Consider the following 16,720-nt stretch of genomic DNA (forward strand, 5'->3'; position numbering starts at 1 on the left):
CCGGAGTTCCGGCTGTGGGGTTCACCGCTGCAGGTGGTGATCGGTCTGATCATCCTGGCGGCCGCGCTGGGCTCACTGGTGATGCGCAACCGTCTGGCGGCGGTGCTGCTCGTCGGCGTGACGGGATACGGGTGCGGAGTGATCTTCGCGCTGCACGGCGCACCGGATCTGGCCCTGACCCAGTTCCTGGTCGAGACTTTGACTCTCGTGGTGTTCGTGCTGGTCCTGCGCACGCTGCCTGCCGAAGCCGATCGGGTTCACATCCGCAGATACCGGTGGCCGCGGGCGGCGCTGGCCCTGGCGGTCGGTGCGACCGTGACCACCTTGGCGGTGTACGCGATGGCCGCGCGCACCGGCGTTCCGATCGCCGAGCTGATCCCCGAGGCGGCGTACTACCGCGGCCACGGCGCCAACGCCGTCAATGTGCTGCTGGTCGACATCCGCGCATGGGACACGATGGGCGAGGTCATGGTGCTCGTGGTCGCGGCGACCGGTGTTGCGTCAATGGTGTTCCGGCACAGGAGGTTCGGAACGCCGCCACGGGTCGCCGATGCAGGCCAGCCCGACATCGGCTCGCTACCCGCGATGGTGAACACCAGCCCGGCGGCCGGCGACATCACCTGGCTGCGCGGCAGCGAGCTGCGCGACCCACGGCACCGGTCACTGATCCTCGAGGTCGCCACCCGGGTCATCTTCCCGCTGATCATGGTGTTGTCGGCGTACTTCTTCTTCGCGGGGCACAACACCCCCGGCGGCGGGTTCGCCGGTGGGTTGACCGCGGGACTCGCGCTGGTGCTGCGCTACCTCGCCGGCGGTCGCTACGAACTGGGCGAGACACTGCCACTGGACGCCGGCAAGATCCTCGGCGCGGGCCTGACCCTGGCCGCCGGCACCGCGTTCGCCTCGCTTCTGGTGGGGGCGCCCGCGCTGTCGTCGGCGCTGATCGAGGTCGACGTGCCGGTGTTGGGCACCGTCAAGTTCGTCACTGCCTTGTTCTTCGACCTCGGGGTGTACCTCATCGTCGTGGGTCTGGTGCTCGACGTGTTGCGCAGCCTCGGGGCCCGCATCGACGTGGAGTTGGGTCAGGAGCAGAAGACGGCGGTGGGTTCGCGATGACGACCTCCCTCGTGCCCCTCGCCCTGCTCGGCGGGCTCACCAGCGCCGGCGTGTACCTGCTGCTCGAGCGCAACCTGACCCGAATGCTGTTGGGGCTGTTGCTCATCAGCAACGCGATCAACCTGCTCATCCTCATCGCCGGCGGCCCGGCCGGTAAGCCTCCGATCTGGGGGCGAGACAGCGAACCTCACACCACCACAGCGGATCCGTTGGCGCAGGGGATGATCCTGACGGCGATCGTCATCACGATGGGTATCGCGGCGTTCGTGCTGGCTATGGCATATCGGACCTACCGGTTGACCACCGCGGAGGAAGTGGGCGACGACCCCGAGGACGCCAAGGTCTCCGAGCTGGCCGCCAAGGAGATCGGCGCCGTCGAGGAGGACCGCCCGCAGCCCGAAGCCGCGCGCGACACCGATGCACCCGACGAGTTGGACGCCCTGCCCGGTTATGAGGGGTCAAGGTGACCCAGGTGATCCGGAGGCTCGTAGTGAAGGCGGACTGCGCATGACATTGGCGGCCACCTTGATTCCGCTGCCCGTTCTGCTGCCGACGCTGGGCGCGGCGAGCACGCTGATCGCGGGCAGGCGGCCACGACTGCAGCGACTCCTCACCCTCGCCGTGCTGTCTGTCGTCGTCGCGGTGTCCGGCGCGCTGCTCTACCTCGCCGACAGGGACGGCACACTCGTGCTCAACGTCGGCGGCTGGGGACAGTCGGTGCCCGGTATGGGCCCGCTGGGCATCACCCTTGTGGTGGACCGGTTGTCGGCGCTGATGCTCGTCGTCTCGGCGATCGTGTTGTTGGCCGTGGTGTTCTACGCCATCGGTCAGGGTGTGCGCGACGGTGACGAACGTCAACCGGTGTCGATCTTCATGCCCACCTACCTGGTGTTGTCGGCCGGGGTCTGCATGGCGTTCCTCGCCGGTGACCTGTTCAACCTCTTCGTCGGCTTCGAGGTGCTGCTCGCCGCGAGCTTCGTGCTGTTGACGGTCGGAGCCAGCAAAGACCGTGTCCGCGCGGGCATCTCCTACGTGATGGTCTCGATGGTCGGGTCGCTGATCTTCCTGTTCGGTCTCGCCCTCGTCTACGGCGCCACCGGGACGCTGAACTTGGCGGAGCTCTCCGTGCGCCTCGACGATGTATCGGGCGGAATCCGTTCGGCGATGTTCGCCGTGCTGCTGGTGGCGTTCGGCATCAAGGCCGCGGTGTTCCCGCTGTCGGCCTGGCTGCCCGACTCCTACCCGACAGCGCCCGCACCGGTCACCGCGGTGTTCGCCGGCCTGCTCACGAAGGTGGGTGTCTATTCGATCATCCGGGCGCACTCGCTGCTGTTCCCCGGCGGTGGGCTCGACCCGGTACTGCTGGTGGCTGCCCTGTTGACCATGCTGGTCGGCATCCTCGGTGCGATCGCGCAGAGCGACATCAAACGACTGCTGTCGTTCACGCTGGTGAGCCACATCGGCTACATGATCTTCGGCATCGCGTTGTCCAACCAGCTCGGCATGTCCGGTGCCATTTACTATGTCGCGCACCACATCCTGGTACAGACCACCCTGTTCCTGGTCGTCGGGCTGATCGAACGGCAGGCCGGGGCGTCGACGATGGACCGACTCGGTGGTTTGGCGGCCGCCAGTCCGCTGCTGGCGTTCGTGTTCGTCGTCCCCGCGCTCAATCTCGGTGGCATACCACCGTTCTCCGGTTTCATCGGGAAGGTGGCGCTGCTCGAGGCCGGGGCGCAGGACGGTTCCGTGTTGGCCTGGACGTTGGTGGCCGGCGGGGTGGTGACCAGCCTGTTGACGCTGTACGTGGTGGTCCGGGTGTGGACGAAGGCGTTCTGGCGGTCGCGTGAGGACGCGCCCGAAGGCCATCTGTCCGCGGCGGTGCCGTCGGCGTTGCTCGACGAACCCGAGGACATCCAGTTCGTCGACCGCGATCACGTCGGGCGCATGCCGGCGGGGATGGTCGGGCCCACCGGCGCGCTGATCGCCGCCGGGCTCGCGCTGACTGTGCTCGCCGGGCCGATATTCGCCTACAGCGAAAGGGCTTCCAACGAGGTGCTGAACCGCAGCGAGTACATCACTGCGGTAGTGGGGCCGCGGTGAGATGAGGGCATCGAAGAGCGCACCGATGCGAAGTGTCGTGCTTCGCACCTGGATCCTGTGCTGGCTCGTACTCGTCTGGATCCTGTTGTGGGGCACGTTCTCAGCGGCCAACGTGCTGTCGGGGCTGGCCGTCGCGACGTTGATCACCTGGCTCCTGCCGCTGCCCGCCGTGCCGGTCGAGGGCAAGGTGCACCCGCTGTCACTGATCCGGCTCATCCTCACGGTCGCCTACCGTTTGGTGCTGTCGTCGATACAGGTCGCGCTGCTGTCGTTGAAACCCCGGCCACCGCTGTCAGCGGTGCTGCGCGCGCAACTTTCGGTGAAGTCCGACCTCGTGCTGTCGCTGGCGGTCGTCATCTTCAACCTGATCCCGGGATCGATCGTGCTCGAGATCGACCAGACCCGCCGGCTGCTCTACATGCATGTCATCGACGTCGGATCCGACCGCGCGCTGAGCGCGTTCTACCACCAGGTGGCCGTAATCGAGCGGCTGTTGGTCCGGACGTTCGAGCGTCCCGAGGACTGGCGCCCCGCGCACGAGGAGGTCGAACTGTGAATACCGTCTGGGTCATCGCCGCGGTGATGATCACCACCGCCGCGGCCATCACGATGTTCCGACTCCTGGCCGGGCCGAGCACGCTCGACCGGTTGGTCGCCGTCGACACGCTCATCGCGGTGGCCATGTGCGGCATCGGTATATGGGCCGCCTACAGCCTGGACAGCACCGTCACCTACGGGATGGCGGCCCTGGCGCTGATCAGCTTCGTCGGCACGGTGAGCGTTGCCCGATTCCGCGTTCCCGACGTCGACAAGCCCCGCATCACCCGGGGGCGACGATGACCGGTCTCGACATCCTCACGAGCGTGCTGGTCCTGGGCGGCTCGTCGCTCGCACTGACCGCCGCAATCGGCGTGGTCCGCTTCCCCGACACGTTGACGCGGATGCACGCGGCGTCCAAGCCGCAGGTGCTCGGGCTCCTGCTGGTGATCATCGGCGCCGGGGTACGGCTGCGCGGCAACGCCGATATCGGGATGCTCGTACTCACTGGCTTGTTCACCCTCATCACCGCGCCGGTGGTGGCGAACCGGGTTGGTCAGCTCGCGTATCGGGAACAGAACGTCCGAGACGATCTGTTGACCGCGGACGAGATCGACGAGTTCGCCGACCACGCAGAAAGCGGTGCCGATGGCCAGGACTGACGGCGACAGCTGGGGCATCACCGAGAGTGTGGGCGCGACCGCGCTGGGGGTGGCCTGGTCTCGTGCGCTGGAGCAGAACACCGAGTGCCCGCTCTTCACCGACCCGTACGCCCAGATGTTCGTCGACGCGGCGGTCGAACAGGGTTGGCAGCCGCCTCCTGCCCAGATGGCCGAACGCATCCGCTCCATCGCCGGCTATGCGGCGTCGCGCACGAAATGGTTCGACGAGTTCTTCATCGCGGCCGGGGCCAACGGAATCGACCAGGTGGTGATTCTCGCGGCCGGGCTCGATGCGCGGGCCTGGCGGTTGCCGTGGATCGGCGGCACCGTCGTCTACGAGATCGACCAACCCCGGGTGCTGGCATTCAAGGTCGACACGATGCGCCGGCACGAAGTTCGACCGACCGCCAGGTACATTCCGGTGCCGATCGACCTGCGGGAGGATTGGCCGCGGGCCCTGCGCGACGCCGGGTTCGACGCAAGCGAACCGACCGCGTGGGCCGCCGAGGGTCTGCTGCCGTATCTGCCCGCCAGCGGACAGGACCTGCTGTTCGAACGGATCCACCGGCTCAGCGCGCGAGGTAGTCGTGTCGGCGTCGAGTCATTCGACGCGGGCTTCTTCGAACCCGGATACCTGGAGAGTCGCCGCCAACGGCTGGCCGAGTACCGCAGACAGGCCGGTGAGGAGGACCCGAACGGGGCCGGAGGCGACGCATTCGATGTGCAGGACCTCTGGTACACCGAGGAACGCACCGAGGTGACCGCGTGGCTCACCGACCACGGCTGGGACGTGACCTCGATCGGTGCCGACGACCTGATGGACCGCTACGGCCGGTGCGCCGCGGGCGAGCCCGACGACACCACGCCGCGCACCGCGTTCGTCGAGGGACAACGGGCTTGCTGAACCGGGCGCCGAACCCGGCCCGGGTCGTCGCACACGAGTCTGGCTACTCCCCCGACAACTGGAACTCGACCATCGCCGTCACGGTCTCGACGGCATCGCTCAGCGCCACCAGCCGCTCGGCGACCGTCGGCGCGGCCAGCACCGCGTAGCGGTCGGCCTGCCCCATGGGCAGGCGGGAGGTCAACGCGTACAACCACTTACCGGCATCGCCGGACGCGTCCGCACCCGCCACGAAATCGCGGCCGTTGACCTCGGCGCCGCGCGCGGCGGCGATGCGCTCGAACAGCGCGATCATGCGGTCCTCCACATCGCGGATCGCGTCCACCTCGACAGGCGCACCCGGCTGATCGGGCCACGGTTCGACCGCGGCGCGTGGATACGGGTCGTCGGGCTGCCACTCGATGACCCGGATGCGTTCGCCCACCGCGCATTTGAGGCGGTAGCGACCATCGCCGAAATCCGCGACCTCGCCGATGTGTGCCAGCGCGCCGATGTCGCTGCGTACGTCCCCACCACCCACCTCCCTACCCGCCGTGATCAGCACGACGCCGAACGCCGGGTCCTCGGTGGCCAGGCAGTCCGAAACCAGTGCGCTGTAGCGCGGTTCGAAGATGCGCAACGGAAGGTCCTCGCCCGGCAGCATCGCCACTTGCAGCGGGAACATCGGGATGGCCGCCATCGTCTACAGTTCCAGTTCGGCGACCAGAGCGTCGACGACAGCGCGCAGGTCACCGTCGTGCTCCTCGGCGACGCGGCGTTGTCGTTGATACGACGCACCGCCCCCGTAGATGTCGGCGACGCGCCGTAATTCGTCGGCGCAGTGCAGTGAGGCCGCCACCGGTTCGAGACGGTTGAGCAAGTCGTCGAGGTCCTCGGTGACCAACCGCTCGTTGCTGTTCGCGTCCTGGATGATGATGGCGTCGAGGCCGTAACGCGCTGCGCGCCACTTGTTCTCCTGCACATGCCACGGTGGCATGGTCGGCAGTGACTCGCCGGCATCGAGCCGCCGATCAAGATCGACGACCAGGCAGTGCGTCAACGCCACCAGTGCGCCCAATTCGCGCAGATTGGAGACACCGTCGAAGATCCGGATCTCCACAGTTCCGATATGCGGCGAAGGCCGGATGTCCCAACGGATTTCGTTCATGTGGTCGATGATGCCGGTCTTCTTCTGGTCGTAGACGAAACGTTCCCACTCCGACCATGTCTGGAAGTGGAACGGCAGCCCGGCCGTCGGCAGCTGTTGGAACATCATCGCCCGGTTGGACGCATAGCCGGTGTCCTCACCGTCCCAGAACGGGGACGAGGCTGACAGGGCCAACAGGTGCGGGTAATGGTTGAGCAGCGAGGTGTTGATCGCCATCACCTTGTGTGCGGAGCGCACGCCCACGTGCACGTGCACGCCCCAGATCAGCATCTGTCGGCCCCACCACTGGGTGCGCTTGATCAATTCGGCGTAGCGTGGAGCGTCGGTCAGGCTGCCCGGTGACCACTTCGCGAACGGGTGGGTGCCGGCGCAGAACAACTCCATGCCACGGCCCCGGACGATCTCGCGGGCCGTCACCAGCGTCGAGCGCAAGTCGTTCATCGCCTCGGGGACCGAATCGCAGATGCCCGTGACGATCTCGACGGTGTTGCGCAGTAGCTCCTTGTGCACGCGCGGGTTGTTCTCGCCGATCTCCTCGATGACCGCGGTGGCCTCGTTGCTCAGGTCCCGCGTCGTCGCGTCGACGAGCGCGAATTCCCACTCGACCCCGACCGTCGGTCGCGGCGAGCCGACGAAATCGATGTGGCTGTTAGCCGGTACGGATAACACCGCATGCCACCCGCGATCCGGCGTCACCGGTCGCCAATGTGGTCGCATCCGGCGGCGGGTCACCGTTGACCTGCTGGTAGCGCTCCGGCGGAATGTTGGCGAAGTTGTCCGCCTTCTCGTGGATGATGATCGCGGTGCCCGCGCCGTCGGTGAGCTCCTCGGCGGTGAACGCGTCGGTCGTCGTCACCACCTTGGCCGAACCGTCCTCACGGACCTGCAGCGACGTCAGGTCGCCGCTCGCCGGGTGACCGCTGTGGCCGGGCACCTGGAAGTGACCGCCCGCCGAATTGAAGTTGCCCGGCGCGCCGCCGGTGGGCGCGACCGAGTTGGCCTCGCACTTGCCGACCTGATGGATGTGCATGCCATGGAAGCCGGGTGTCAGCCTGCCGGGCGTGGTGGTCTCGACACTGATCGTGGCGTAGCCGCCACTGAACTGGATGTCGGCGGTGGCCACCGGCGTGCCGTCCGCGAGCTTCAGTTCGGCGGTGAGCGTCTCACCCGCGCCCTGTTCTTCGCCCTGTCCTTCTGCCTGCCCGCCGCCGTGACCGCCGGCGCCCTCACCCGGCGGAGCCGAGGGAGACGGGGATCCGGTCCACACGGGTGGCGGGGTGCCCGGCGCATTGCTGGGTTCTTCTGGCGCCGTGCAGGCGCTCAAGGCGAGTGCGGGAACAGCGAACAAGGCAGCGGCGGCGACGGTCTTGAACATGTACACGAGCCTAACCGGTGACCACCACGATGACGCCCGGCGGTTGTTCGGCGAGTGCGGGCAGTCGCGGTTCGACGGGCGCCTCGAGCAGCCGGCCCACCTCTTCTGCGGCCTCCTGCTCGCCGGGTGCGTCGGAAAAGTACACGGTGGTGGCCGCCACGTCCGGCAGTTCGAGGTTGCCGGTCTCGGTGACGTTGAAGCCGGCCTCGCGCAACCGTCCGGCGGTGCCCTCGGCGGCCCCCGCAACGGTGGAGATGTTGAACACGCGGACCTCGGCGTCGGCGGGTTTCGGTGCTTCCGACGTCGTGGGCGTGGTGGTGGTCGTCGTGGTCGCCAACGGCGGCGCGTCGTCCTCGTCGCTGTCAGAACCCATCGCCTGCAAGGCCACCAATAGGAAAACGACGCCCAGGAAGAGCAGCACCATCACCATGGCGCGCAGGGGCAGCCCCGACGAATCTCGCTGGTTCATTGCGCCCACCTTATCGAGCGGGCCGGCCGGCCCGGGAAACTCAGGTGACGTCGAAGCCGAGACGGCGTGCCGCCCGCGCCTTCTGCCTGCTGGCCCTCAATCGCCGCAACCGTTTGACCAGCATCGGATCGGCGGCGAGCGCCTCAGGTCGGTCGACGAGCGCATTCAGCACCTGGTAATAGCGGGTGGCCGACATCGAGAACAACTCCTTGATGGCGTCTTCCTTGGAGCCGGCGTATTTCCACCACTGCCGCTCGAACGCGAGAATGTCGTGCTCGCGCCGAGTCAGCCCGTCGGAGAGTTCAGAGTTGTCCCCGGATTGTTCAGTCCGCGCGATCGCGCCGTCCATCTGGCTCTTGGACCCTTCCGACAACTTGAATGACATCGCTGTGGTTCGGCGCTCATTCAACCACGTGATGGGCTGATGAGCGGTTCGACATGCCCGCGAGTCGGGCGGCAAGGCTTGCCGACTTAAGATTTTCGACCATGGCAGTCGTTCCGATCCGCATCGTAGGAGATCCCGTCCTGCACACAGCCACCGAGCCGGTGCCGGTCGGCGAGGACGGTTCGCTGCCCGCCGATCTCGCGGACCTGATCGCCGATCTGTTCGACACGATGGACGCCGCGAACGGGGTTGGCTTGGCAGCGAACCAGATCGGCGTCGCCAAGCGGGTGTTCGTCTACGACTGCGCCGAGGTGCGCGGTCGCATCACCCGCCGCCGCGGTGTGGTCGTCAATCCGGTGCTGGAGACCTCCGAGGTTCCCGAGACCATGCCCGATCCGGACGACGACGACGAGGGTTGCCTTTCGGTGCCCGGGGAGTCGTTTCCGACGGGGCGGGCCGACTGGGCGAGGGTGACGGGCCTGGACGCGGAAGGCAACCCGATCACCATCGAGGGCACCGACCTGTTCGCCCGGATGCTGCAGCACGAGACGGGCCATCTCGACGGTTTCCTTTATCTGGACCGGTTGGTCGGCAGGCATGCACGCAGCGCCAAGCGCGCGGTGAAGTCGCACGGCTGGGGGGTGCCGGGGCTGTCGTGGATGCCCGGTGAGGATCCCGATCCGTTCGGTCACTGATGCAGGTGCCTCCGACGGGAACGCGGGTGATCATCCGCTACCGCCTGCCCGCCGGCTCCGAACCCCCGCTCACCGACGTGATCGGTCACCTGCTCACCGACCATCCGAAACTGCGGGTGCGCACCAAGCACGGCGAGATCGTCGACGTCGACGCCGGCGATGTCGTCGTCCTCAAGGCGCTTCCACCGAAGCCGTTGCGCACCGCCGATATTCGCAAAGTCGAATACGCCGCCGCGCTCGGATGGCCGGGGACCGAGCAGACGTGGGTCGACGGCTGGCTGCTGCGCGCCGCGCAAGGGCACACGCATCGCGCCAATTCCGCTGTGCCGCTGGGCTTCGACGCCGACGCTTCGGCGCTACCCACGATCATCGACTTCTACGCCGAACGAAACCTCACGCCGTGGCTGTCGGTGCCCGACCGGCTGTTCCGCATCGCCGATCTGCCCGGGCACCTCGAAACTGCGGTGCTGACAAGCGATTTGCACGATGTCGCGATGGATCAGTCGGTGGCGCTGGCTCCCGCGCCGGACGGCGAATGGTCGCGCCTATACCAGCGCGACGTACCGATCGAGGTGCTGACTGCGGTCGTCGACGGCGAAGTCGCATTCGCGACCATCGCCGGTGCGGCGGTCGGCAGGGCCGCGGTGACCACGGCACCCGATGGCGGGCGATGGGTCGGGCTGTCGGCGGTGCGGGTGGACGAGCGGGCCCGCGGCCGGGGTCTGGCGCGCGCACTGTGTTCGACGCTGTTGCACTGGGGGACCCAGCGGGGAGCAACCCGCGGCTACGCGCAGGTGCTCACCGACAACGAGGTGGCCCTCGGCCTCTACCGGTCGCTGGGTTTCTCGACGCAGCACCGCAGCCGCTACGTCGACGCTCGTAGCCTGTAAGCCATGCGGATCGCCACCTGGAACGTCAACTCGATTCGGGCGCGGGTCGAACGGGTCACCGACTGGCTCGAGCGGGCCGACGTCGACGTGCTGGCGATGCAGGAGACCAAATGCAACGACGAGCAGTTCCCGGTCATGCCGTTCCTGGCCGCCGGATACGAGGTGACCCACTGCGGCTTCAACCAGTGGAACGGCGTGGCGATCGCGTCCCGCGTCGGTATCGAGGACGTGCAGGTGGGCTTCGACGATCAGCCGACCTGGAGTGACAAGCCCGACGTGGAGGCGGCCGCGGAAGCCCGCGCCCTTGGCGCCACTTGCAACGGGGTGCGAGTGTGGAGTCTGTACGTGCCGAACGGCCGGTTCGTCGGCTCTGGGCATTACACGTACAAGTTGGAATGGCTTGCCGCGCTCCGCGATACGGCGCACAAGTGGTTGTCCGACGACCCAGCCGCGCAGATCGCGCTCGTCGGCGACTGGAACATCGCACCGACCGACGAGGACGTCTGGAGCGTCGAGTTCTACCAGGGCAGCACCCACGTCACCGCACCCGAACGCGAGGCGTTCAACGAGGTGGTGGAGGCGGGTTTCGCCGATGTGGTGCGACCGTTCACCCCCGGCCCGGGGGTCTACACCTACTGGGACTACACACAGCTGCGTTTCCCGAAGAACCGCGGTATGCGAATCGACTTCATTCTCGGCTCACCCGCGCTGGCCGAACGCGTCACGCACGCGGAGATCGTCCGTGATGAACGCAAGAGCGGCAAGGACCGCATCGGCGCACCCAGCGATCATGCCCCGGTGCTGATCGAACTGGCTTGATCGCAACTTGTCGGGGGTCTCTGGCATAGTCGAACACATGTTCGATACAGTCGACCCCGACCAGGCGATCGTCGCGATCGGGTCGAGCCTGCGTGCGGAGTCGGCGCTGATGGCTCACCGTATGAAGGCCATCGCCGCGCTGCTGGCATGCCGCACTGTCGAGGCGGAAGGGATCGATCCCGATCCCGGTTGGTCGATGATCACCGGCTTCGCACGGACATCTGCCGAAGTTGGTGCCGCGATGAACATGGCGCCATCCCTCGCCAGTCGCCTCGTGGCTCAGGCTGAGGCGCTCGACACGCGGCTGCCCAGACTCGCCGCCCTGCTCGAGAAGGGCGACGTCGACTGGGGCACAGCACAGTTGGTCATCACCCGCACTGAGCTCGTCGGAGACGATCTGATCGACCAGGTCGACGCATCGGTGACCGAAAAACTCGCGCATTGGCAGAGCTGGAACCGGCAGAACGTCAAGAACATGGTCGACGAGACCGTCCGGAGGGTCGACCCGGATGGTGTCAAGCAAAGACGGGAATCGTCAGAACGTGATCGATATGTCACCGTCACTGCGCGACCCGACGGCACGGCCCAGGTGCGAGCCCGCATCCCCGCGAGGGCGGGTGCGGCCTTCGACAAACGCCTCTCCGAGCTCGCGATGTCGGTGTGCGCGAAAGACTCCCGGACGGTTTCTCAGCGGCGCGCCGACGCATTGGACGCCCTCACCGAGGGCCGGAGTCTGAGCTGTGACTGCGGTCGGCCGGATTGCCCGGCCCGGCCTCCGGCCGAAGCAGACGGCCAGGTCCACACGGTGCTCAACCTGATCGCCAGCGAGGAGACGGTCACGGGTGAGAGCGAACAACCCGGCTATCTGGAGGGATTCGGCGTCATCGACGCCGGGCTCGTCCGGGATCTCGCACAGAACGCGACTGTGCACCCGCTCGAGCAACCGACTGTCACTGCGGAGCAGGCGCGGCGCTACCAACCGACGGCGACGGTGAATCGTTGGGTCCGCTTCCGCGACCTGACGTGCCGGTTTCCAGGATGCGACCGGCGTGCTGCCATCTGCGATCTCGACCATACGACTCCGTTCAACCACGCCGACCCGGCCGCGGGCGGGTTGACCGTCCCGTCGGATCTGGCCGCCTATTGCCGGCAACATCACCGGCTCAAGACATTTCTAGGCGGTTCCGATGGTTGGCGTGATGAACAGCTGTCCGACGGGACCATCGTCTGGACGTCACCGACCGGTAGAACGTATCGGACCTCGCCCGGCGGGTTCGACCTCTTTCCACAGATGCGCCCGGCTTGCGACGAGCCGCCGCCGCGCCGGCGAAACCGCAAGCGGGAGAGGGCTGCCCGCGTCAAGCGCCTGCGAGCCCAGTTGGTGGCCCAGCGGCCGATCAACGCCGAACAGCGACGCAGGGTTCGGGAGCGACGCCGCGAGATCGAGGGCCGCCGATGGCGCAATCGTTCCCGCTTCCTGAAGATCGTCTTCAAGGGCACGGAGCCGAGCAGGAGCCCGTGGTGCCGCTGGATCGACGACCCGTTCGAACCCGAAGAACTGCCACCCGACTGGGAACCGCCACCTCCACCACCGTCGGATCCAGACGATCCACCATTCTGACGATTCTCGGTTGCCCCCTCCCGATTCCTCCGCGGCTGCGCTAGCGTGACTGGCGTCCACACACGGGAGCGTGCACCAGCGCGCTGAGAGGACGGGTGGGCCCGTCGACCGTACGAACCTGACCGGGTAATGCCGGCGTAGGGAGATAGCTCAGATGACGCACGTCGCGAACAGTTCTGTCAATCCATCCGTGACCACCGGCCCGATCCAGGGCAGCACGAAGGTCTACCGCGAGCTCGACGAGGTACCCGGCGCGAGGGTCCCGTTTCGCAGGGTGCACCTGACCAACGGTGAGCACCTCGACCTCTACGACACCTCCGGTCCCTACACCGACCCGGAGGCGACCCTCGATCTGCACGCGGGCTTACCGGCGCGGCCCGGCGTCGTGCGCGACCGCGGGACGCAGCTGCAGCGGGCCCGTGCCGGTGAGATCACCGCCGAGATGGCGTTCATCGCCGCGCGTGAGGGAGTTCCCGTCGAACTGGTGCGTGACGAGGTCGCCGCGGGCAGGGCCGTCATTCCCGCCAACCACAATCACCCCGAGACCGAGCCGATGATCATCGGCAAGGCGTTCGCGGTGAAAGTCAATGCCAATATCGGCAATTCGGCGGTCACCAGTTCCATCGCCGAGGAGGTCGACAAGATGGTGTGGGCCACCCGGTGGGGCGCCGACACGATCATGGACCTGTCCACCGGTCGTGACATCCACACGACGCGGGAGTGGATCCTGCGAAACTCTCCGGTGCCCGTCGGCACTGTACCGATCTACCAGGCGCTGGAGAAGGTCAACGGCGACCCGGCCGCGCTGACGTGGGAACTGTACCGCGACACCGTGATCGAACAATGCGAACAGGGTGTGGACTACATTACCGTGCACGCCGGCGTGCTCCTGCGTTACGTTCCGCTGACGGCCAAGCGCGTCACCGGAATCGTCAGTCGCGGCGGTTCCATCATGGCTGCCTGGTGCCTGGCTCATCATCGGGAATCGTTCCTGTACACCCACTTCGACGAGCTGTGCCAGATCCTGCAACGCTACGACGTGACGTTCTCACTCGGCGACGGTCTGCGGCCCGGCTCGATCGCCGACGCCAACGATGCCGCCCAGTTCGCCGAGCTGCGTACGCTCGGCGAACTCACGAAGATCGCGAAATCTCATGGCGTACAGGTGATGATCGAAGGACCCGGTCACGTGCCCATGCACAAGATCGTGGAGAACGTCCGGCTGGAGGAGGAGTGGTGCGAAGAGGCGCCGTTCTACACGCTGGGCCCGCTGGCGACCGACATCGCACCGGCCTACGACCACATCACCAGCGCCATCGGCGCGGCGATCATCGCACAGGCGGGCACCGCGATGCTCTGCTACGTCACACCCAAGGAACACCTGGGCCTGCCCGACCGCAAAGACGTCAAGGATGGCGTCATCGCCTACAAGATCGCCGCGCACGCCGCGGATCTCGCCAAGGGCCACCCCCACGCCCAGGAACGTGACGACGCACTGTCCCGCGCGCGATTCGAGTTCCGCTGGAACGACCAGTTCGCGCTCTCACTGGATCCCGACACCGCACGGGAATTCCACGATGCGACGCTGCCCGCCGAACCGGCGAAGACCGCACACTTCTGCTCGATGTGCGGGCCGAAGTTCTGTTCCATGCGCATCACGCAGGACGTCCGCGACTATGCTGCCAGGCACGGACTCGACAGCGAGGAGGCGATCGAAGCCGCGATGGAGATGGGAATGGCCGAGAAGTCACGCGAGTTCGCCGAACACGGCAATCGTGTGTACCTGCCGCTGGCATGAGCTACCTACCGCTGCCACCACCCGGCACCACCCCGGTGCGCGTAATGACGATCGCCGGGTCCGATTCCGGTGGAGGCGCCGGGATCCAGGCCGACATGCGCACGTTCGCTCTGCTCGGAGTGCACAGCCTGGTTGCGGTCACCGCCGTCACGGTACAGAACTCGGTCGGGGTCAAGGGCTTTCACGAGGTTCCGCTCGATGTCATTGCGGGGCAGATCGAAGCGGTGGCCTCCGATATCGGGGTGCAGGCGGCCAAGACGGGAATGCTGGCATCATCGGAGATCATCGACACCATCGCCGAAACCTGGCGCGCACAGGGTATGGCCGGTTCGGTGCCATTGGTCGTCGACCCCGTGTGCGCCTCCATGCACGGTGATCCGCTGTTGCATCCCAGCGCGCTGGATTCACTTCGGACACAACTCTTCCCGCTGGCGACCCTGGTGACGCCGAACCTCGACGAGGTGCGCCTGCTCACGCACATAGAGGTCATCGACCCCGAGTCCCAGCGTGAGGCGGCCCGCGCGCTGCACGCACTAGGACCGCAGTGGGCACTGGTCAAAGGAGGACACCTGCGGGCGTCGGCGCATAGTCCCGATCTGTTGTTCGACGGCACCGAGTTTCACGAGTTCGACGCCACCCGGATCGATACGGGCCACGACCACGGTGCCGGCGACACGTTGGCCGCGGCCATCACCAGCGCGCTGGCACATGGCTACTCGGTACCCGAGGCGGTCGCGTTCGGTAAGCGCTGGGTCACCGAATGCCTGCGTGCCGCTTACCCGTTGGGGCGTGGTCACGGCCCGGTGTCGGCGCTGTTCAGGCTCACCGAGTGAACCTCGAACCGATTGCGGGTGTCGCGCACCAACCCGACGCGGACCCCGCCGGTGTCGTCGTACTCACCCACGGTGCCGGCGGCAGCAGGGAAGCCCCGCTGCTCAAAAGGCTCTGCGACCAATGGGCCGCACGCGGTTGGCTTGCGGTGCGATACAACCTGCCGTACCGGCGCCGCCGGCCCAAAGGTCCCCCGTCCGGATCCGCCAAGGCCGACCAGGCCGGAGTGCTCGAGGCCATCACCATCGCCCGCGCGCTCGCCGACGGCCCCGTCATCGCGGGCGGGCACTCCTACGGCGGGCGGATGACATCGATGGCGGTGGCCGATGGGACTGCCGACATCGCTGTGCTGACACTGTTCTCGTACCCGCTGCATCCCCCCGGGAAGCCGGAACGCGCACGCACCGAACACCTTCCGCGCATCGCGGTACCGACGGTGTTCACGCACGGCACCGCCGATCCGTTCGGATCGATCGACGAACTCCGGTCCGCCGCTGCTCTGATCGGCGCTCCGACCGAGGTCGTTGAGATCACCGGCGCCCGGCACGATCTGGCCTCCAAGACACTCGATGTGCCTGCGCTGGCGGTCGAAGCGGCATTACGGTTGACTGGTGCGTCCTAGCCACTGGGTGATCGTCGCTGTTGTCGTGGTCGGCATCGGCGCCTTGGCAATGATCGGATGGTTCTACATCGTCAAGCCACGCATGACGACCACGGTGCGCGCTGACCTCCTGCAGCTCGGAGATTGTGTGCGCACTCGGGAGTCCGACGTTCTGCCGCACGAAGTCAAGCGAGTCGACTGCGACGGACCCCACCACGGGGAGGTGTTCGCGATCGTGCGCGCGCCGGATGCTCCGGAGTATCCCGGCGAGGAAACCCTGAGGAGAATCGGCGACCAGTGCAGTGGAAAGTTCTTCGACTACGCGCCGAATATTCCGGAGGGGCCGACGTTTCGGCTCGCGATCGGTTACCCGAGTGCGCAAGCGTGGTCGGAGGGGTCGCGGTCGGTGGTGTGCGTCGCGATGGCCAAGCACGAGCGGTGGGGTTCGATCCGCAGCTGAAAGCCCGTGACCGCGATACGGTTGCCGCGTGAGCACGCCGCCGGGTCCTCCCCCGCCGTACGGACCACCGCCGTCCTACGGCGGGCAGCCACCGAATCAGTACCCGCCGCCCGGGCCCTCCCTGGCCTTCTTCAACCCGACGACGCCGCAGACGACGCTGATCAGAACGCCTCCGAGCAGCCCGAAGATGAGCGAGACGATGGCCCACCAGTTGGTGGGGCGCTGTTGGGGCGGCGCGTAGTAAGACCCCTGCTGCGCATAGGGGGGTCGCGGTCGGTGGTGTGCGTCGCGATGGCCAAGCACGAGC

At 67.0% G+C, this 16,720-nt stretch carries 20 protein-coding genes, 1 pseudogene and 1 riboswitch; of the genes and pseudogenes, 15 read left to right on the plus strand and 6 right to left on the minus strand.

All coding sequences use genetic code 11. From position 1 onward, the window contains the following. The 7 genes from mbhE to AU072_RS21505 all read left to right on the plus strand — a co-directional run. On the plus strand, nt 1-1,116 hold a 1,116-nt coding region (gene mbhE / locus AU072_RS21475; RefSeq protein WP_120271682.1), incomplete at its 5' end, for a hydrogen gas-evolving membrane-bound hydrogenase subunit E. Then, complete coding sequence (locus AU072_RS21480; protein WP_064415655.1) at nt 1,113-1,583, plus strand: Na(+)/H(+) antiporter subunit C; 471 nt, start codon at nt 1,113-1,115, stop codon at nt 1,581-1,583. The genes mbhE and AU072_RS21480, both read left to right, overlap by 4 nt. 40 nt (nt 1,584-1,623) lie before the next feature. Next, nucleotides 1,624-3,219 (plus strand): Na+/H+ antiporter subunit D, encoded by a 1,596-nt coding sequence (locus AU072_RS21485; protein WP_064415656.1) that lies wholly within the window; start codon nt 1,624-1,626, stop codon nt 3,217-3,219. Nucleotides 3,220-3,244: 25 nt separating this feature from the next. Continuing rightward, nucleotides 3,245-3,775, plus strand: coding sequence for a Na+/H+ antiporter subunit E (locus tag AU072_RS21490; protein WP_064351234.1), 531 nt, complete (start codon nt 3,245-3,247; stop codon nt 3,773-3,775). Further along, the gene (locus AU072_RS21495) at nt 3,772-4,059 is read left to right on the plus strand and encodes a monovalent cation/H+ antiporter complex subunit F (protein WP_064351233.1); all 288 of its coding nucleotides are present in this window, start codon (nt 3,772-3,774) and stop codon (nt 4,057-4,059) included. The genes AU072_RS21490 and AU072_RS21495 overlap by 4 nt, the downstream gene beginning before the upstream one ends. Beyond that, a complete protein-coding gene (gene mnhG, locus AU072_RS21500; RefSeq protein ID WP_064351232.1) occupies nt 4,056-4,418 on the plus strand; it encodes a monovalent cation/H(+) antiporter subunit G in 363 nt (120 codons plus the stop codon). Before AU072_RS21495 ends, mnhG begins: the two co-directional genes overlap by 4 nt. Further along, nucleotides 4,405-5,322: an SAM-dependent methyltransferase gene (locus tag AU072_RS21505; protein ID WP_064415657.1), complete on the plus strand. Its 918-nt coding sequence runs from the start codon at nt 4,405-4,407 to the stop codon at nt 5,320-5,322. The genes mnhG and AU072_RS21505 overlap by 14 nt, the downstream gene beginning before the upstream one ends. Before the next feature lie 43 nt (nt 5,323-5,365). Here AU072_RS21505 and AU072_RS21510 read toward each other — a convergent pair whose 3' ends face one another. From AU072_RS21510 to AU072_RS21530, 5 genes are read right to left on the minus strand one after another with little or no spacing between them, the layout of a single operon-like run. Then, complete coding sequence (locus AU072_RS21510) at nt 5,366-6,001, minus strand: LON peptidase substrate-binding domain-containing protein (protein ID WP_064415658.1); 636 nt, start codon at nt 5,999-6,001, stop codon at nt 5,366-5,368. Nucleotides 6,002-6,004: 3 nt separating this feature from the next. Then, nucleotides 6,005-7,138 (minus strand): glutamate--cysteine ligase, encoded by a 1,134-nt coding sequence (locus AU072_RS21515; protein WP_064415659.1) that lies wholly within the window; start codon nt 7,136-7,138, stop codon nt 6,005-6,007. After that, entirely contained in the window at nt 7,119-7,844 is a 726-nt protein-coding gene (gene sodC, locus AU072_RS21520; protein ID WP_064351386.1) for a superoxide dismutase[Cu-Zn], read from the minus strand. Before sodC ends, AU072_RS21515 begins: the two co-directional genes overlap by 20 nt. A 10-nt stretch (nt 7,845-7,854) precedes the next feature. Continuing rightward, on the minus strand, nt 7,855-8,313 hold the full coding sequence (locus AU072_RS21525) for a LytR C-terminal domain-containing protein (RefSeq protein WP_064415660.1): 459 nt from the start codon (nt 8,311-8,313) through the stop codon (nt 7,855-7,857). A gap of 40 nt (nt 8,314-8,353) precedes the next feature. Continuing rightward, the gene (locus AU072_RS21530) at nt 8,354-8,662 is read right to left on the minus strand and encodes a nucleoid-associated protein NapA (RefSeq protein WP_064351385.1); all 309 of its coding nucleotides are present in this window, start codon (nt 8,660-8,662) and stop codon (nt 8,354-8,356) included. 137 nt (nt 8,663-8,799) lie between these two features. Here AU072_RS21530 and AU072_RS21535 point away from each other — a divergent pair, with 137 nt between their 5' ends. From AU072_RS21535 to AU072_RS21570, 8 genes are all read left to right on the plus strand, one after another. Continuing rightward, entirely contained in the window at nt 8,800-9,393 is a 594-nt protein-coding gene (locus AU072_RS21535) for a peptide deformylase (RefSeq protein WP_064415661.1), read from the plus strand. Then, entirely contained in the window at nt 9,393-10,283 is an 891-nt protein-coding gene (locus AU072_RS21540; protein WP_064415662.1) for an N-acetylglutamate synthase, CG3035 family, read from the plus strand. Before AU072_RS21535 ends, AU072_RS21540 begins: the two co-directional genes overlap by 1 nt. A 3-nt stretch (nt 10,284-10,286) precedes the next feature. Next, nucleotides 10,287-11,102, plus strand: coding sequence for an exodeoxyribonuclease III (locus AU072_RS21545; protein WP_064415663.1), 816 nt, complete (start codon nt 10,287-10,289; stop codon nt 11,100-11,102). Between the two features lie 37 nt (nt 11,103-11,139). Next, nucleotides 11,140-12,723 (plus strand): HNH endonuclease signature motif containing protein, encoded by a 1,584-nt coding sequence (locus AU072_RS21550; protein ID WP_064415664.1) that lies wholly within the window; start codon nt 11,140-11,142, stop codon nt 12,721-12,723. A 52-nt stretch (nt 12,724-12,775) separates the two neighbouring features. Further along, nucleotides 12,776-12,884: riboswitch (TPP riboswitch) on the plus strand. Then, complete coding sequence (gene thiC, locus AU072_RS21555) at nt 12,878-14,521, plus strand: phosphomethylpyrimidine synthase ThiC (protein WP_064415665.1); 1,644 nt, start codon at nt 12,878-12,880, stop codon at nt 14,519-14,521. Its footprint overlaps the riboswitch before it by 7 nt. Beyond that, complete coding sequence (thiD, locus tag AU072_RS21560; protein WP_064415666.1) at nt 14,518-15,354, plus strand: bifunctional hydroxymethylpyrimidine kinase/phosphomethylpyrimidine kinase; 837 nt, start codon at nt 14,518-14,520, stop codon at nt 15,352-15,354. Before thiC ends, thiD begins: the two co-directional genes overlap by 4 nt. Further along, nucleotides 15,351-15,974: an alpha/beta hydrolase family protein gene (locus tag AU072_RS21565; RefSeq protein ID WP_064415667.1), complete on the plus strand. Its 624-nt coding sequence runs from the start codon at nt 15,351-15,353 to the stop codon at nt 15,972-15,974. The genes thiD and AU072_RS21565 overlap by 4 nt, the downstream gene beginning before the upstream one ends. Continuing rightward, nucleotides 15,964-16,413, plus strand: a complete 450-nt coding sequence (locus tag AU072_RS21570; protein ID WP_133147308.1) for a septum formation family protein — start codon at nt 15,964-15,966, stop codon at nt 16,411-16,413. Before AU072_RS21565 ends, AU072_RS21570 begins: the two co-directional genes overlap by 11 nt. Nucleotides 16,414-16,509: 96 nt before the next feature. On the opposite strand, the pseudogene AU072_RS28470 reads toward AU072_RS21570, so the two are convergent. Continuing rightward, nucleotides 16,510-16,720, minus strand: a pseudogene (locus AU072_RS28470) (hypothetical protein); the annotation flags it as partial.

The organism is Mycolicibacterium novocastrense, assembly GCF_001499835.1.
Classification (GTDB): domain Bacteria; phylum Actinomycetota; class Actinomycetes; order Mycobacteriales; family Mycobacteriaceae; genus Mycobacterium; species Mycobacterium novocastrense.

Coding starts and splice junctions, on each gene's coding strand:
- AU072_RS21480 (WP_064415655.1), top strand. CDS start 1,113: ATGACGACCTCCCTCGTGCCCCTCGCCCTGCTCGGCGGGCTCACCAGC.
- AU072_RS21485 (WP_064415656.1), top strand. CDS start 1,624: ATGACATTGGCGGCCACCTTGATTCCGCTGCCCGTTCTGCTGCCGACG.
- AU072_RS21490 (WP_064351234.1), top strand. CDS start 3,245: ATGCGAAGTGTCGTGCTTCGCACCTGGATCCTGTGCTGGCTCGTACTC.
- mnhG (WP_064351232.1), top strand. CDS start 4,056: ATGACCGGTCTCGACATCCTCACGAGCGTGCTGGTCCTGGGCGGCTCG.
- AU072_RS21505 (WP_064415657.1), top strand. CDS start 4,405: ATGGCCAGGACTGACGGCGACAGCTGGGGCATCACCGAGAGTGTGGGC.
- AU072_RS21510 (WP_064415658.1), bottom strand. CDS start 6,001: ATGGCGGCCATCCCGATGTTCCCGCTGCAAGTGGCGATGCTGCCGGGC.
- sodC (WP_064351386.1), bottom strand. CDS start 7,844: ATGTTCAAGACCGTCGCCGCCGCTGCCTTGTTCGCTGTTCCCGCACTC.
- AU072_RS21525 (WP_064415660.1), bottom strand. CDS start 8,313: ATGAACCAGCGAGATTCGTCGGGGCTGCCCCTGCGCGCCATGGTGATG.
- AU072_RS21530 (WP_064351385.1), bottom strand. CDS start 8,662: ATGGACGGCGCGATCGCGCGGACTGAACAATCCGGGGACAACTCTGAA.
- AU072_RS21535 (WP_064415661.1), top strand. CDS start 8,800: ATGGCAGTCGTTCCGATCCGCATCGTAGGAGATCCCGTCCTGCACACA.
- AU072_RS21540 (WP_064415662.1), top strand. CDS start 9,393: ATGCAGGTGCCTCCGACGGGAACGCGGGTGATCATCCGCTACCGCCTG.
- AU072_RS21545 (WP_064415663.1), top strand. CDS start 10,287: ATGCGGATCGCCACCTGGAACGTCAACTCGATTCGGGCGCGGGTCGAA.
- AU072_RS21550 (WP_064415664.1), top strand. CDS start 11,140: ATGTTCGATACAGTCGACCCCGACCAGGCGATCGTCGCGATCGGGTCG.
- thiC (WP_064415665.1), top strand. CDS start 12,878: ATGACGCACGTCGCGAACAGTTCTGTCAATCCATCCGTGACCACCGGC.
- thiD (WP_064415666.1), top strand. CDS start 14,518: ATGAGCTACCTACCGCTGCCACCACCCGGCACCACCCCGGTGCGCGTA.